Raw genomic sequence first — 16190 nt, 5'->3', positions numbered from 1 at the left:
CGCGCGCAAATCCCACAGGAATGATTGGCCCGAAACAAATGTAGGAGCGAGCTTGCTCGCGATGCGCCGCGCGGGCGGCGCTCGATCTCACAGGCGCTAGAGTTCTCATGCCAGGCACAAGGTAGAATTACCCTATCTACAGAATTTTCAGAGGTCGACGCAGTGGATTTGCAGCAGGGGTTTGTGCTGACCCGTCATTGGCATGACACGCCCGAAGGCACCTGCGTGGAGTTCTGGCTGGCAACCGATCAGGGGCCGCGGCTACTACGCCTGGCGCCGCAGGTTTCGGTGGCGTTCATCCCGCAGTCGCATGAGGCGCATGCGCGGGTGTTGCTGGCCAACGAGCCCGGCGTCGAGCTGCGGCCACTGCGCCTGAAGGACTTCGACCAGCGCCCGGTGCTGGGCTTGTATTGCCGGCAGCACCGGCAACTGATGCAGCTGGAGCAGCGCATGCGCAGTGCCGGCATCGATGTATTCGAAGCCGACATCCGCCCGCCCGAGCGCTACCTGATGGAACGCTTCATTACTGCCCCGGTACAGTTCGCCGGCCAGCCCGATGCTCAGGGCGTGCTTTGCGATGCCCAGCTCAAGCCTTCGCCAGGCTATCGCCCGCCACTGCGCCTGGTGTCGCTGGACATCGAAACCAGCGAGCGGGGCGAGCTGTACAGCATCGCCCTTGAAGGCTGTGGCCAGCGCCAGGTGTATATGCTTGGCCCGGCCAACGGCTCCGCCGACGGCGTCGATTTCGACCTGCACTACTGCGCCGACCGCGCGGCACTGCTGGCGTGTCTCAACCAGTGGATGGCCGAGCATGATCCCGATGCAATCATCGGCTGGAACCTGATCCAGTTTGACCTGCGCCTGTTGCATGAACACGCCAAAGCGCTGCAGGTGCCGCTGGCGCTGGGGCGCAAGGGTGCCCCGATGACCTTGCGCAGCCATGCCGGCGGTGGCCACGTGTTCGCCGATGCCCCGGGGCGGTTGTTGATTGATGGCATCGAGGCGCTGCGCTCGGCCACCTGGAGTTTCCCGTCGTTCAGCCTGGAGAGTGTTGCCCAGACCTTGCTGGGTGAAGGCAAGGCCATCGACACCCCCTACCAGCGCATGGACGAAATCAACCGGCGCTTTGCCGAGGACAAACCTGCCCTGGCGCGATACAACCTCAAGGACTGCGAGTTGGTCACACGCATCTTTGCCCACACCCGGCTGCTCGAATTCCTGCTGGAGCGGTCTTCGGTCACCGGCCTGGCGGTAGACCGCAGCGGCGGGTCGGTCGCCGCCTTTTGCCATTTGTACATGCCGCATATGCACCGTATGGGCTTTGTTGCCCCCAACCTTGGCAGCCGCCCGGAAGAAGCCAGCCCCGGTGGCTTTGTCATGGACTCGCGCCCTGGCCTGTACGACTCGGTACTGGTGCTGGACTACAAAAGCCTGTACCCGTCGATCATTCGTACCTTCCTGATCGACCCGGTGGGGTTGGTGGAAGGCTTGCGTGTTCCCGATGACGAGCATTCGGTGGAAGGTTTTCGGGGCGGGCGCTTTTCGCGAAGCCAGCATTGCCTGCCGGCCATCGTCGAGCGTGTGTGGCAGGGCAGGGAAGCTGCCAAACGTGACGGTAACGCGGCGTTGTCGCAGGCGCTGAAGATCATCATGAACGCGTTCTATGGTGTGCTGGGCTCCAGTGGTTGTCGCTTTTTCGACCCGCGCCTGGCCTCGTCCATCACCATGCGTGGGCACCAGATCATGCGCCAGACCAGGGCGCTGATCGAGGCCCGCGGTTTTGACGTGATCTATGGCGACACCGACTCCACTTTCGTCTGGCTCAAGGGGGCGCATGCCGAGGAAGACGCGACGCGCATCGGCCGCGAGCTGGTGGCCGAGGTCAATCAATGGTGGCAAAGGCATCTGCGCGAAACCCTGAACCTGCAATGCGCCCTCGAACTGCAGTTCGAGGTGCATTACCGGCGGTTCCTGATGCCCACCATCCGTGGCACCGACGAAGGCAGCAAAAAGCGCTATGCAGGGCTGGTACAACGCGCAGACGGCGCTGAAGAAATGGTCTACAAGGGCCTGGAATCGGTGCGCACCGACTGGTCACCGCTGGCCCGGCAGTTCCAGCAGGAGCTTTACGGCCGGGTGTTTCGTGGTGAGCCTTACCGCGATTATCTGTGTGAGTACGTGCGGCGTACATTGGCGGGCGAGCAGGACGAGTTGCTGGTGTATCGCAAGCGCTTGCGTCGACCGCTGGCCGACTACCAGCGCAATGTACCGCCACATGTGCGCGCCGCACGCCTTGCCGACGCGTACAACAGGCAGCTGGAGCGCCCGTTGCAATACCAGCGCGGGGGCTGGATCAGCTACGTGATCACCACGGCCGGCCCGGAACCGCTGGAAAATTTGCAGGCACCTGTCGACTATGACCATTACATCAGCCGTCAGCTGCAACCGGTGGCAGATGCCATCCTGCCTTTCGTGGGTGATGACTTCACTCGCTTGATCGACCAGCAATTGCTGCTGTTCTGAACGGGTAGTAGATAGCTAGGCGTCGGTATGACGCGACACTGCGCAAACTCGCGCCTTCACGCCATCGCGGAGGCAGAGATGCAGGGTAATTCCACTTCACAACCGGCTGTGGTCGATGCCCTTGCCATCGCGCAAGCATGCCAGGACCACTACATTGAACAGCGCTTGCCAGCCTGGATGGCGAGGCTGAGCGTGGCCGAATACAAGCTCCTGAGCCAGGCCCTGCCGCAGTTGCTGGCCTGCCGTGAAGGCCTGGCTGCAGCGCTGGCGCGGCTACGTAAGCTGGATGAATTTACCCGGCCCTTGCTGCAGCAAGCACTGGGTGCCAGTGACACCCTCGACGTCGATCGCCTGTACTTTCGCCAGTGGTACCACTACACCTCACCCACCGTCAGCTATGTGACCGGCCGGCTTCCTGTTGCAGGCAGCGATTACTACGATAGCCCGCTGCTTGAAGCGGCGTTGGGCAATTTCACCGAAGAACAGCAACGTGAGCAGCCGCGCAAGAATTGCCTGGTCGATGAGCTCGGCGCCACACGCCCAGAGCTATCCGCACCGGGCTTTGCCAGGTTGTGCCGAGCGCTGGATCTTGGCCAGAAGTACCAGGCGCATCTGGATGACGTCCTCCAGCCAAGCGTCCGGGGGCTGTTGGCCCAACGGCAACGTTACAGCATGCTGGTCGATGCCCTTCAGGCCAGGGCGCAGGGCGTGTTGAGCGCAGGGCAGTTGCAGTGGGTGGTGGAGTTCTGCCTTCAAGACAGGCATGGCAAGCTTGAGGGCGCGCCGGTCAGGGTCCGGCAACTGGAGCTGCTCGGTTGCCGCATGCAACAGATTGTGGTGCTGGATGTGGTTGATGAAGGTGTGTTGTACAACACCAGCAAACGCGTGCTGGTCTATGTGCCGGGCGACCCGCTGGGCGCCTGGAGCGAGAGCAGCGACCTGGAAGGTTACGCCCGCCGGGTGCTTGGTAAACGCCTGCGCAACGATGACTACCGGCGTTTCTTCAACCGCTTCGTGCGCCGTCGCGATAGCCAGCGGTTCTTCTCGGCTGTCAGTGACCGGCTGGATGACGTCGCCGACTGGGCAACCAGGGACCTTGATGAGCAGACTTCTGCCTATGGCTTGCCGCTGTTCGAGCGCCTTGCTGATGACTGGGTCGCCCGTATCAAGGACGATGCGGCGATCATCGCCCCACCGGTAGCCCTGCTTGATCGCGAGGTCCAGGCTGAGCATGGCCGCCGCTTGCGTGCTGAAGGCTGGACGCTGCTGGGCATTGCAGGGATGTTTGTGCCTGGCATCGGCGCGGTGTTGCTGGGGGTAATGGCCTGGGAGCTGCTTGAGCAAACGTTCCAGGCGGTCGGTGACTGGCAACACAACGAGCGCAATGCAGCGCTGGCGCATCTGCTGAATGTAGGCAAAGGGCTGCTGGCTGTGGGTGCAACCGTGGCGGTAGTCGCTACAGCCCGGCGTGCCTGGAGCGTGGTGGACAACCTGGTGCCGGCACAGCTGCAAAGTGGTGAAGAAAAACTGTGGAACACAGACCTTGTGCCCTACCGCAGCGAAAGCCCGCCGAACACTGCCACGATCGACGAGCAGGGCGTGCATCGCCTGGGCGAACGCTGCTGGATCAGCATGGACGGCCACTGGTATGAAGTGACCTGGCGTAGCGCCGATGAGCAGTGGCAATTGCTCCCTTATCAGGGCTACGCCCCACTGCTACGCCACAATGGTGCCGGTGCGTGGCGGCTGTGGAGCGAGCAGCCTGCCGAGTGGGCTGACACACGCCAGCTGTTCCGCCGCCTGGGCAGGCCTTACAGCGATCTGGATGATGTGCAGGTCGAACAGGCGCTGGCAATCCACGGCCTTGACGAGCAGCATTTGCGGGCATGGCATGTGTATGGTCGGCCGCCGGAAGCCGTGCTGGCGGACACCGTCGACCGCCTGTTGCTCGCTGGTCGGATCCGCACGCTGGTCAGCCAGTTGCATGAAGGGGCAGCCACCGCCGACCCCCAGTTGCTGGCGCGGGTCATGAGCCTCCCCGAGGCGGCCGGCGAAGGTGGGCCGGCGCTGGCCGATGTGGCCTGGGCCCGGCGCCGGGAGTTGTTGCAAGCGCTGTACGAAGAACAGCATCCGGCCACGGAAACTGCGCGCCCGTTACGCCGGGACTTTGCCAGTTTGCACCGCTTGGCGGCGCAGGAGGTGATGCGCAATGCCAGCGAGGATGACCTGGAGTTGATGCGTGAGACCGGGCGCGTGCCATTGTTCATGGCCGAGGCGGCCAGGCTGCAGGTTGCACGGATTCGAGTGGCGCGGGTGTATGAGGCGCTGAACATCGACACACCACAAAATCTCGACCTGGCGCGGGTGGTGCTGAGCCTGCTGGCGCACGTGCCAGGGGCTGACGGGCGCGGCTGGCGATTGTTCGACGGTGATGCCAGCGAACCGCTGCTGACGATCGAGGGTGCTGGGCCAACGTTTGACCTGCTTCACCAGCAAGGGATGTTCCGCTTGCGTGAGCATGGGCACGCATCTACCGGTGGTGCGGGCGAGCTGTTCGAGGCCCTGGCGGCGGCCTATGACGCCGAATCACAAGCGGTCATCGGTCAGGGCCACGCTTTTGTGCCCGCACTGCGTCAGGCGTTGGCAACCGTTGCCAATGGCCAACGGCAGGCCGTGGTGCAAGTGCTGAGTGTGGACCGGCCGCGTGGGTCGTTTCTGGCGCCGCAACGGCTCGATGACGGCCGGGTTGGCTACCCCATGGCGGGTGGCAGGTTATGGGCTGCGTTGGGGCGGCTCAGGCCAAGGGCGCTTCAGGCACGGCTTCGAGACCTGTACCCGGCGTTTAGCGATGAGCAGATCGGCCATTGGCTGGCGTCTGGCGATGCAACTGCCAGATTGCACATGCTGGAGCAGCAATATGCACTGCTCAACACGCACCTTGACAGGTGGGTGCGTGACGCCTTTCCGACACCGGAACTGGTCGCCCGGCGTGAGTTCAGGAAGGGCCTGATCGACTGCTGGCGCCGGCTTGTTCCGGAGCTTCAAGAGAATGTGGCAGTGGAGGAGGGGCGCTTCATGCTGACCCAGACCCGCAGCCGTCTGCGGCTACTGCCTGCCCTGCCGGCGCAGGTGAGCTTCCCGCACGTGTCGATACTGGCCTTGCGCTCCATGCGCCTGGAGCAGGTTCCTGACGAGTTTCTGCGGGGGTTTCCCAACTTGCGCAACCTGGAAATCACCAACTGCCGACTCAAGCGTTTGCCTGTGCCTCTGTTGCTTGCCCAAAAGCTGGAAGTGCTTGATCTGTCGAGCAACCGACTGGTTCTTGACGGGAGCCAGGCGTTGATCCTGGCCGGTTGCCGCGCCCTGGTGTACCTGAACCTTTCAGAAAACCCATTGCGCAGTGCATTTTCGATCTTTGCCATGACCGAGCTCAATGCCCTGCACCTGTCCCGCACCCAGTTGCCTGAGTTTCCCTACGGAGTGATGGACGCGCCGCACCTGCATACGCTCGACCTGAGCGGTAACAATATTTCGGCGCTGCCAGACGATTTTCATCGGTCGCAACTGTGGCGCTCGGGCAGGGTCGACCTTTCCGGTAATTTGCTGGCGGCTGCGCCGCACGCGCTGTCTGCCTGGCATTGGCTTGAGGCGAGTCGCGTGCCATACCGGTTGCGTTTTCTGGATGTGGTGGCAGCCGAGCGTCGCGACGAAATGGCAGCGCTTTGGGTACACCTCGAGGCCGAGAAAGAATCAGCCGACTTCTTCAACACCCTGTCGGTGCTCACGGCATCCGGTGCTTTCAAGTTCTCCTCTACTGCATCCGCGCTGGCAGCGCGGGTGCTTGAAATGTTCGAAGCAATCGAAGAAGACAGTGCCCTGAGGCGTGAGCTGTTCGAACACGCCGCGGCCACCGATTGCCAGGACAACGCCACTGTTCGATTCGCTGATCTGGAACTGCGGGTGATGATATGGCGAATGCGCCACGGTCGGTTCGAACGCCGCCCTGAACAGGGTTTGTTGTGGCTCGGGGGGCGATTGTGGCGCTTGGCGCTGCTCGACCAGGTTGCCGTTGAACATGCCCGACGGGTGGGGGCGGGCAATGAGTCGGTCGAGTTCGCCCTGGCCTACCGGATCGCCTTGCGTGCGTCGCTGGATTTGCCGGCCCAGCCAGGGGAAATGTTGTATGCCGGTATCCCAGCCCTGCAAGGGCAAGACATTCGCTCGGCGCGTGAGTTCGTGCTGGCGGCACAAACCCGGGAAGGCATTGCGCAATACCTCGCGAGGCAGCGGTTCTGGCAGGACTACCTGCGGGAGCACTTTCCTGCTCGCCTGCAAGTGCCGCAACACCTGCATGATGAGCTGGAGCGGCTGATGGCACTGGGTAATCAAGAGGAGCAGATCGCACGGCTGCACATCAGCAATCAGCAACGGGAGCATGCGGCGTTGCTGCAGTTGACCTTTGAGGCGCTGGATAGAAATACGCCTTAGCGCCAGGGCAACTCGGTGATCGGCCATTGGGCCATGCTGCTGGTCAGCGGCTTTGCGCTATGCTCAGACTATCCGGCGATAGTGGCGCAGATGTCGCCGGCCGGTCATGGAAATCGGAAGTTACTTTTGTGCCGAGCACGCTTCGGGCCGTTGGTTTAGGCTCCCGCGTCGGATCTTTCTCCATGATCTGTAGTCTTTGGTTTATCGAGAGAATAAGGAGATATGCATGCTCGTCCGCTCACTGACCCTCGCCACCTTGCTCGCCCTGACGGGCCCGTTGTATGCCGCCGACAGTGATGCGCCACTGGCCAAGGAGCTGGGCAAGGCCAGGCCGCTGGTCATCATTGCCCCGAGCACGGCCGACCCGACCTTGCGCGGCTTGAACAAGGCGCTGGAAGACCCGGCCACCCAGGCGGCGTTCAAGGAGCGCAACCTGGTGCTATACAGCGTCGCCAACATGATGGGCAAGCGCGAGGACAAGAACCTTGAGCAGCAGACTACCATGGCCTTGATTCGTGAGCTGAAGCTGGGTGCGAGCAAGGGTACCAAGGTGATTCTGGTGGGCAAGGACGGCGAGCGGCACATGCTCAAGGATGATGAAAGCGGTGAGGCCATCGACCCGCAGGCAATTCTCAAGGCCGTTGATGAGTTGCCCGCCAGCGAAAAAGCCGTGACGGCGCCCGAGCCGGTGGCGGCGGCAGCACCGGAACCCAAGGCCAAGGATGCCAAACCGGCCAAGCCTGCCAAACCCGCTGCACCGCCCAAACCGCTGGAAGACTGATCATCCGCACTGGCCCCGGTCTACCCGGGGCCGTGTATCTCACTGTATCTGGCCACACTGCAGAACCATTCCCATACAAATCCGCGTGCTGCGCGATACAACCACGACATAGCGCAACGGCTTAATGGCTCCACTTTCCAACGACAGTGGAGCAACACCATGACTCAAGTACGAAATACCCTTGGCCTGCTTGGCGCCGCCCTGATCGGTAGCATGGCCTTGAGCAGCAGCGCGTTTGCCGTTGAGCCGTTGGCCCAGGGCTACCAGCTGGCTTCGGCCAAGGTGGCGGGCGAGGGCAAATGTGGTGAGGGCAAGTGCGGCGGTAGCGGCAAGGCCACCCAGAGCGAAGGAAAATGCGGCGAGGGCAAGTGCGGTGCCAGCGCCAAAGCCGGGGCCGAGGGCAAATGTGGCGAAGGCAAGTGTGGCGACGCCTCGTTCGCCAGGACCGACAGCAACCACGACGGCAAAGTCTCGCGGGATGAGTTTTTGGCGGTGGCCAAGGACCGTGCCGGCGATTTCGACAAGATTGACAGCAACCACGATGGCTTCATCTCTGAACAGGAAGCGGCAGATCACCTGAAGGCGATCTACCAGGCCAATGGCAAGGCCATGCCCGAAGGGCTGTTCAGCCACCTGGCCGGTAAATCCTGACCGTTATCCCTAGAAATGACACAACGCCCCTCCTGCTGGTCAGGTGGGGCGTTGTGCCTGTTGGAGACCTGATGATGCTTGCTGCGATATTGAATACAGGGCTTGGCCTGCGCCGCGGCCTGTTGCCCGAATTGCTGGCCATGGACGCCGGTGCAGTGGACTTTCTTGAATGCGCGCCGGAAAACTGGATAGCGGTTGGCGGTGCCTACGGCAAGGGCCTGGCACAGTTGGCCGAGCGTTTTCCCATCACCTGCCACGGGCTGTCGTTGTCGCTGGGTGGCAGCGCACCGCTGGACGGGCATTTCCTTGACCAGACCCGCCAGTTTCTCGATCGCCACCACGTGCGCTTGTACAGCGAGCACTTGAGCTATTGCAGCGATGACGGGCACCTGTACGACCTGATGCCCATCCCGTTCACCGACGAGGCCGTGCACCATGTGGCTGCGCGCATACGGCAGGTACAGGCACACCTGGAGCGGCGTATTGCCGTGGAGAACATCAGCTACTACGCCGCGCCTTACCAGGCCATGAGCGAGCTTGAGTTCATCCAGGCGGTACTTGATGAAGCGGATTGCGACCTGCTGCTGGACGTCAACAACGTTTTCGTCAATGCCTGCAACCACGGCTATGACGCCAAGGCTTTTCTTGAGGGCTTGCCCACGGCGAGGGTTACCGGCATGCACGTCGCCGGGCATTACGACGAAGCACCGGACCTGAAGGTGGATACCCATGGGGCGCCGGTGAGGGAAGATGTTTGGGCGTTGTACGCCGTCGCCTGTGCGCGTTTTGGCGTGCAGCCGACGGTGCTTGAACGTGACTTCAACTACCCGCCGCTGGCCGAGCTGTTGGCCGAGACGGCGCGTATCCGCAGCGTACAGCTGGCTTCGGGAGGGCACGTGCATGAATGAGACCCTGCGCAAACAGCAATACACCTTCGCCCTTCACCTGCGCGACCCACAGCACAATGCCCCGCCGCCCGGCGTGGAGGCGCGGCGGCTGAAGGTTTACCGTGAGTTGTTCTATGGCGCCATCGAAGGCTTGCTGGCCGGCAGCTTCCCGGTGATGCGCCAGGCGTTGGGGGAACAGCGTTGGCATGCCCGTGTGCGTGACTTCTATGCCAACTACCGCAGCCAGACCCCTTTGTTTACCGAGATCGCCGAAGCGTTCGTCGATTATCTGCAAACTGTCGAACTGGATGCGCCTTGGCAGCTGGAACTGGCGCACTACGAGTGGGTCGAGGCGCAGTTGTACCTGAGCGATGCCGAGGACCCCGCCCATGACCCTGCCGGCGATTTGCTGGAGGGGGTACCGCTGTTGTCCTGTGTGGCACGGGTGCTGGCTTACGAGTGGCCGGTGGAGCGCATCGGGGTGGATTACCAGCCCACGGTTGCACCCGCATCGCCGACCTTGCTGCTGGTGTATCGCGATGCCGCGTTGACGGTGCGCTTCGCAAGGCTGGCGCCGATGGCTTATCGGTTGCTGGCGCTGGAACAGGGCAGTGGGCGGGCGAGGCTGGAGGTGTTGGGAGGGGATGTACAGCAGGGCCTGGCAGTGCTGGAGGGGTTGCGTGGGCAAGGGATCATTGTGGGTACAGCTTGAGGGGATTGGGGCTGCAAGGCAGCCCCATTTGCATCACTTGCTGAACCGCATCCTCAGCCAATGATCCACGCTCAACCGCCCAGCCCCTTTGAGCAGCAGTGGCAACAACGCCATCAGGTAGATCAGCGGCAACTTGAAGTTGCCAAAGCCTTGGTCGGTAATGGCATACCCTTGGGCCAGCTCGGCCAGGCTCGACCAGTGCGCCGGCCAGTGCACTGCGGCAATCGCCACCACGGTGACCACCATCAGGCCCAGTGATGCCAGCCGGGTTCCCAGCCCCAGCAACAGCAACAGTGGCAGCACCAGTTCCGCCCACATCGACAGTTGCCAGTTCAGCTCCGCAGGCAGGTGGTTGAAGGGGAATGGAAAGCTGCCTTGCAGGTCGGCGAACCAGTTGTTGCCGTTGAGCTTCTCAAGACCGGATTCGAAAAACTCCCAGGCCAGGAACAGCCGCAGCGGCAAGTCGGCGCTCCAGGTGCCTATGTGGTCGAAGGTAGTCAGGGTGCGGGTCAAGGTGGTCATGTCGGTGTTCTCTCTCAGGGCAGGGTTTCAGGTAAGTGCGCGGGCGCCGCGGCGTTGCTGGCGAGCCAGTTTGGCGGTGAGCTTGACGGTGATGGCGCTGAACATCAGGGCGAACGCCAACGGGTACCAGCCGCCCATGGGGATGCGCTTGTAGAACGACAGGCAGAACACGGCCGCCAACACCCACATGCCGGTGCTGTGCAGGGCTTGCCAGGTACGGCTACCCAACAACCGCATGGGGGCCTTGAACGAGGTGGCGGTGAGCAGCAGGAGGAACAGATAGCCGATGCTGCCGGGCAGGCTGGAGGTGAGCGTGCGGCCGGCCCAGAACAGTTCGGGGAATTGCTGGGCGTAACGGTAGATCAGCAGGCCATGCACGGTGTGGGAGAAGGCGAACGCCAGGCCCAGGTAGCGCCGTTGCTGAAGGACAAAGCGGGTGACGGTGCCAGGCAGCAGGGTGACCAGTGATGAAGCCAGGAAAGCCAGCAGGAACAGCGCGAAGGAACTGCGTGCGGTGGCGCGTATGGCGCTGCGCAGGCCGTCAGGGTCAGGCTGGGCGGCCAGGACCACGGCAGTCATGGCCAAGGTCAGGCCGGCGAGGGTGGCGAACAGCTTCCAGCCGCTGGGCAGAGTGAGGGCTTTCATCAAGGGGGCTCCCGGTGTTTGAAGGTGTGACCGGGAGTGTGGGGGGGAGGGGTATCTGCAGTGTGTCGGGGGTGGTGGGGTTGTGTATCGGTTTGTAGTGACTGCTATTCAGCGGCAACAGTCGTGCTCAAAACCTGAAAGGTTGCGCGATCTCTGTGGACTCAACTGCCCAGCTCATTTTTTAAAGTTGCCGCGATTCCTGTGGGCGATTGCCCAGCCCATCGGGCTGCGCTGTCGCGCAGAGAACTGATGCCGGGCGCACCGCGTACCCTGTGGGAGCGGGCGTGCCCGCGAAGAATCCAACGCGGTGCATGGCACCGGCTTTGCCGGTGTTCGCGGGCAAGCCCGCTCCCACAGGATCGTACCTGCTTGCAGATTTTAAGCTAGGCAGTTGCTCCCAGAGGGTAATGCGATGCTTGTCGAAGGCTGTCACTGGAGTTCGATCTGGGCGCACAGGCCGCCGCTTTCGCGGTTGCTCAGGGTCAGCCGGCCGCCCATGGCGTGGATCAGCTGGTGGGCAATGGCCAGCCCCAGCCCGGTACCGCCGGTACTGCGGTTACGCGAGCCTTCTACCCGGTAGAACGGCTTGAGCACTTCGTCCAGCTCGGCACCGGGGATACCAGGCCCGTTATCGAGCACGCGGATCACGGTCATGCCAGCTTCGCTGCACACCTGCAGTTCAGCGGCGCCGGCAAACTTGAGGGCGTTGTCCACCAGGTTCACCAGCACCCGGCGCAGGGCATGCGGGCGGGTTTCCAGCAGGCTGGCGGTGCTGCCATGGCGCTCCACCTGGGCGCCGCTGTCCTGGTAGTCGAACACCAGGCTGTCCAGGAAGGCATCCAGGTTGATCCGGCAGGGGGCTTCGGTGCTGGTGTCCATGCTGCGGGCATAGGCTACGCCTTCGCGCACCAGGTGCTCCATTTCACCCAGGTCGCTCCACAGCTTGTCCTTCTCGACCCCGTCGTCCATCACTTCGACACGCAGTTTCATGCGCGTGATCGGTGTTTGCAGGTCGTGGGAAATGGCCGCCAGCAATTGCATACGTTCCTTGAGGTGGGCGGCGATGCGCGCTTGCAGGGCGTTGAAGGCCACCGCCGCGTAGCGCACCTCGCGCGGGCCGCTTTCATCCAGCTGCACGCCCGGTTTGTCCGGGTCGAGGTTGTCCACTGCCTGTGCCAGGCGGGTGAGGGGGCCAATGGCCAGGCGTACTGCCAGCCAGGTGCACAACAACAGCACGGCCAGCTGGATCAGCAGCACCACGGGCAGCCAACGGGCCACCGGCACAGGCGACGGGGTCACGTCGATGGTCAGCGGCGCTCCGTCGGCCAGGCTCAGGTGCGCCTGGAAGTGGGCGTTCGGGCCGGGGATGTCCTGGAAGGTCAGGCGGTAGTCGCTGCCAATGGCCTTGACGATGGACTCGGCCGCCATGGGCGGGTCACTGCTGGGCATGGCTGCGCCTACCAGGCCTTGGTCCAGGCGGTAGCGGTAGGTGCGCCGTTCCAGGCGCGGCAGCCAGGCGGCGCGTTCGGCCGCGGGCAGGCGGTCGAGGATGGCCACCGAGGTGGCCACGTCCTGCTCCAGGTTGCTGAGCATCATCGAGCGGCTGCTGATATAGCGCTCGTAGGCCTGCAGGCCGAACGACAGGCCGTACGCCAGCACCAGGCCGGTGAAAAAGATCAAAGCCAGTCGCGAGGCCAGGGTACGTGGCCACTTCATGATGGCGACTCCAGCAGTTGCACAGGCAACGAGAACACATAGCCCTCGCTGCGTACGGTCTTGATGCAACTGGGTTCGCGGGCATCGTCACCCAGGCGTTGGCGCAGGCGGCTGACCAGCAGGTCGATGGAGCGGTCGAAGATGTCGGCTTCGCGGCCTTGGGTAAGGTTGAGCAACTGCTCCCGGCTGAGCACCCGTTGCGGGTGGTCGAGAAACACCCGCAACAGGCGGTACTCGGCGCCGCTCAGCGCCACCAGGGTGCCTTCGCTGTCGAGCAGGTGGCGTGCGGTGGTGTCCAGCCGCCATTGGCCGAAGCGGAGCAGGCGGCTGCTTTCGCTGATGGTGAGGTTGGGGGGCAACATGCGCGTGCGGCGCAGCACGGCATTGATCCGGGCGAGCAGTTCGCGTGCCGAGAACGGCTTGGTGAGGTAGTCGTCGGCGCCCATTTCCAGGCCGATGATACGGTCGGTTTCATCGTTGCGGGCGGTCAGCATCAACACGGGCGTGTTGCGGTGCTTGCCGGCACGCAGTTCGCGGCACAACAACAGGCCATCGTCGCCGGGCATCATGATGTCGAGGACGATCAGGTCGACGCTGTTGGCTTCGAGGAAGGCACGCATTTGCCGGCCGTCGGCGACGATGCTGGTGCGCAGGCCGTTCTTCTTCAGGTAATTGCCGACCAGCTCGCGTATTTCGCGGTCGTCGTCGACGATCAGGATGTGATCGACGTGTTCCATGCGCATCGTTCCTGTGTAAGTGGGGTTGGCGCAGTGTACCGAGCGTGTTCGCGCTTGCCTGCGGGGTTTTGTATTGCAGTGTATCTGGCGCAGGCCGAGATACAGCAGGAAGCACATCACAGTGTCGGGCGACACATACGGGATACCTGGCGGGCGTGAAATGGCTCTCGACCGGGGAGCACCACTCCCCACCCCCAAAGCGTTACACAGGAGAGATGCCATGAACTTCAAGACTATCGCCAGCGCCAGCCTGTTCGCCGTGCTCAGCTTCGGCGCTATCGCCGCTCAAGCCGCCACCGCACCCATGGCGGGTGCTGGTGCCATGCAGTACCACTATGGTGAACACCTGGATGTGAAGAAAGTATTGTCGGTGCAGGATGACCAGAGCAACGCCTGCGGCCTGGTAAACACCCGCATGGATTACCTGGATTCCAACGGCCACCCGCAGAGTGTGCAGTACCGCACCTACGCAACTGGCGGTTGCCATGAGAATTGATCGGCGCTTGCTGTTGAAGGTAGGTGGCATTGCCCTGGCCCTGACCGGCCTGGGCCTGGCCGGCCACCTGATGGCCCGTGACAGCTATGGCGCCATGCCGTCGCTGTCAGGCGCAACCCAGTGGCTGAATTCCGCGCCACTGGATGCCCCGGGGCTCAAGGGCAAAGTGGTGCTGGTGGACTTCTGGACCTGGGACTGTATCAACTGCCAGCGCAGCCTGCCGCATGTGAACGATTGGGCGCGGCGTTATGCCGACCAGGGGCTGGTGGTGGTCGGGGTGCATACGCCGGAATACGACTACGAGCACGATGTGGGCACCTTGCGGGACAAGGTGGCCAGGTTAGGGATTGCATACCCGGTGGCGGTGGACAACGACCATGAGGTGTGGAATGCCTGGGGCAACCAGTTCTGGCCGGCGCATTACTTTGTCGACCGCAAGGGGCAGGTGCGCCATGTGCATTTTGGCGAGGGGGACTATGGGGGGCAGGAGCAGGTGATACAGGCGTTGCTGGATGAGAAAGGGTGATGCCTAGTGCCGGCCTCTTCGCGGGCAAGCCCGCTCCCACAAAGGTAGTGCAATCAGTGAAGTTTGCGCTGTACCTGTGGGAGCGGGCATGCCCGCGAAAAAGCCAACACTTGTCTATCAGGTAAAGCTGGCAAAATGCGCCTGCATCCGCGCTGCATCCGCCTGCCGCCCGCTGAACAGCTCGAACGCCTTCACCGCCTGGAACACCGCCATGTTGCTGCCATCCAGCGTGCGGCAACCCAGTGCCCGGGCCGCCCGCAGCAGTTCGGTCTCCAGCGGGAAGTAAATGATCTCGGCCACCCACAAGCGCGCATGCAACAGTTCCACCGGCAGCGGTGTACCCGGCAGCTTGGCCATGCCCACTGGCGTAGTGTTTACCAGGCCGTCGGCCTCGGCCAAGGCTGTGGCCAGGTCGGTGCCGACAACAGCACGCCCGGCACCGAAATGGGTGTTCAGGTTATCCACCAAAGCCTGAGCGCGGGCTGCGTCCACTTCAAACAGCACCAGTCGCTCGACGCCTTCACCCAGCAGGGCATGGGCCACGGCCGAACCTGCGCCACCGGCACCCATCTGCACCACCTGGCGCCGTGCCACGTCGGGCAGGCCACGGCGCAAACCTTCGGCAAAGCCCAGGCAGTCGGTGTTGTGGCCGACCCGCTTGCCGTCCTTGAGCACCACGGTGTTTACCGCGCCGATGCCGCGTGCTTCGTCCGACAGCTCGTCGAGCAGCGGCAGGATCGCCTGCTTGAACGGGTAGGTGATATTAAGGCCGGTGAAACCGGTGTGCTGCGCGGCATCGAGCAGCCCGGGCAAGGCGCTGTCGTCGAGTTGCAGCGCGTCGGCGTCGATCAACCGGTACAGGTAGCGAAGGGCCTGGGCATCACCTTCATGCTCATGCAGGGCAGGGGTGCGCGATAGCTGGATGCCACGGCCGATCAGGCCGGCAAGGATGGCTTGCTGGCTCATGCAATGCGCTCCTGGAACAGTTCGGCAAAGTGGCTGAGGGCCATGCGGTAGCCATGGCTGCCCAGGCCGCAGATCACGCCCACGGCGATGGACGATACGAACGACAGGTGGCGGAAGGGTTCGCGCTTGTGCACGTTGGACAAGTGCACCTCGATGACCGGCAGTTCGCTGGCCACCAGGGCGTCGCGAATGGCCACCGAGGTGTGGGTCCAGGCGCCGGGGTTGATCACGATACCGGCGCAGCGGTTGCGGGCGGCGTGGATCCAGTCGATCAGTTCGCCTTCGTGGTTGGTCTGGCGGAATTCGATTTCCAGGCCGTGGGAATGGGCAGTGTCGGCACAGCTTCGGGCCAGGTCCGCAAGGGTTTCGTGGCCATATTGTGCAGGCTCGCGGGTGCCCAGCATGTTCAGGTTGGGGCCGTTGAGCACGAGAATAAGGGGCTTCATGACGGGCATCACTTTGTTGTTGTTGGATGCGCGTAGTTTTGTACTGACTGGTTAGTTTCGTCAATTGGACTAGATCGTCGCACCGGGAAAGTGG

Annotated in this window: 14 protein-coding genes; 8 read left to right on the top strand and 6 right to left on the bottom strand. The window is 63.0% G+C overall.

Annotated elements, in window-relative coordinates; translation table 11 throughout:
* The first annotated feature begins 162 nt into the window (after positions 1–162).
* The 6 genes from ACFY9W_RS11745 to ACFY9W_RS11720 all read left to right on the top strand — a co-directional run bounded on the left by ACFY9W_RS11745 (position 163) and on the right by ACFY9W_RS11720 (position 10042).
* Positions 163–2523: a DNA polymerase II gene (locus ACFY9W_RS11745; protein ID WP_391130054.1), complete on the top strand. Its 2361-nt coding sequence runs from the start codon at positions 163–165 to the stop codon at positions 2521–2523.
* Between the two features lie 78 nt (positions 2524–2601).
* Complete coding sequence (locus tag ACFY9W_RS11740) at positions 2602–7011, top strand: NEL-type E3 ubiquitin ligase domain-containing protein (protein ID WP_391130051.1); 4410 nt, start codon at positions 2602–2604, stop codon at positions 7009–7011.
* Positions 7012–7237: 226 nt separating this feature from the next.
* A complete protein-coding gene (locus ACFY9W_RS11735; RefSeq protein ID WP_391130048.1) occupies positions 7238–7792 on the top strand; it encodes a DUF4174 domain-containing protein in 555 nt (184 codons plus the stop codon).
* A 159-nt stretch (positions 7793–7951) separates the two neighbouring features.
* Positions 7952–8443, top strand: a complete 492-nt coding sequence (locus ACFY9W_RS11730; RefSeq protein WP_391130045.1) for an EF-hand domain-containing protein — start codon at positions 7952–7954, stop codon at positions 8441–8443.
* Between the two features lie 74 nt (positions 8444–8517).
* Complete coding sequence (locus ACFY9W_RS11725; RefSeq protein WP_391130062.1) at positions 8518–9351, top strand: DUF692 family multinuclear iron-containing protein; 834 nt, start codon at positions 8518–8520, stop codon at positions 9349–9351.
* The gene (locus ACFY9W_RS11720) at positions 9344–10042 is read left to right on the top strand and encodes a putative DNA-binding domain-containing protein (protein WP_391130042.1); all 699 of its coding nucleotides are present in this window, start codon (positions 9344–9346) and stop codon (positions 10040–10042) included. Before ACFY9W_RS11725 ends, ACFY9W_RS11720 begins: the two co-directional genes overlap by 8 nt.
* A 33-nt stretch (positions 10043–10075) precedes the next feature.
* Here the strand turns inward: ACFY9W_RS11720 and ACFY9W_RS11715 are convergent, their stop codons facing one another.
* The 4 genes from ACFY9W_RS11715 to ACFY9W_RS11700 form a co-directional block, all read right to left on the bottom strand.
* The gene (locus ACFY9W_RS11715; RefSeq protein ID WP_391130040.1) at positions 10076–10564 is read right to left on the bottom strand and encodes a DoxX family membrane protein; all 489 of its coding nucleotides are present in this window, start codon (positions 10562–10564) and stop codon (positions 10076–10078) included.
* 27 nt (positions 10565–10591) lie between these two features.
* Positions 10592–11209 (bottom strand): ferric reductase-like transmembrane domain-containing protein, encoded by a 618-nt coding sequence (locus tag ACFY9W_RS11710; protein WP_391130037.1) that lies wholly within the window; start codon positions 11207–11209, stop codon positions 10592–10594.
* A 429-nt stretch (positions 11210–11638) separates the two neighbouring features.
* Complete coding sequence (locus ACFY9W_RS11705; protein ID WP_391130034.1) at positions 11639–12925, bottom strand: ATP-binding protein; 1287 nt, start codon at positions 12923–12925, stop codon at positions 11639–11641.
* A complete protein-coding gene (locus ACFY9W_RS11700) occupies positions 12922–13662 on the bottom strand; it encodes a response regulator (protein ID WP_391130031.1) in 741 nt (246 codons plus the stop codon). The genes ACFY9W_RS11705 and ACFY9W_RS11700 overlap by 4 nt, the downstream gene beginning before the upstream one ends.
* A gap of 220 nt (positions 13663–13882) precedes the next feature.
* On the opposite strand from ACFY9W_RS11700, the gene ACFY9W_RS11695 reads away from it, so the two are divergent.
* A complete protein-coding gene (locus ACFY9W_RS11695) occupies positions 13883–14158 on the top strand; it encodes a DUF2790 domain-containing protein (protein ID WP_391130028.1) in 276 nt (91 codons plus the stop codon).
* On the top strand, positions 14148–14684 hold the full coding sequence (locus ACFY9W_RS11690) for a redoxin domain-containing protein (RefSeq protein ID WP_391130026.1): 537 nt from the start codon (positions 14148–14150) through the stop codon (positions 14682–14684). Before ACFY9W_RS11695 ends, ACFY9W_RS11690 begins: the two co-directional genes overlap by 11 nt.
* Before the next feature lie 117 nt (positions 14685–14801).
* Here ACFY9W_RS11690 and ACFY9W_RS11685 read toward each other — a convergent pair whose 3' ends face one another.
* Positions 14802–15650: a shikimate dehydrogenase gene (locus tag ACFY9W_RS11685; RefSeq protein ID WP_391130023.1), complete on the bottom strand. Its 849-nt coding sequence runs from the start codon at positions 15648–15650 to the stop codon at positions 14802–14804.
* Positions 15647–16096, bottom strand: coding sequence for a type II 3-dehydroquinate dehydratase (gene aroQ / locus ACFY9W_RS11680; protein ID WP_391130020.1), 450 nt, complete (start codon positions 16094–16096; stop codon positions 15647–15649). The genes ACFY9W_RS11685 and aroQ overlap by 4 nt, the downstream gene beginning before the upstream one ends.
* Positions 16097–16190 lie beyond the last annotated feature (94 nt).

This window comes from Pseudomonas sp. NPDC008258 (assembly GCF_042956345.1).
Classification (GTDB): Bacteria; Pseudomonadota; Gammaproteobacteria; order Pseudomonadales; family Pseudomonadaceae; genus Aquipseudomonas.
This window is presented reverse-complemented; position numbering and strand designations above follow the sequence as displayed.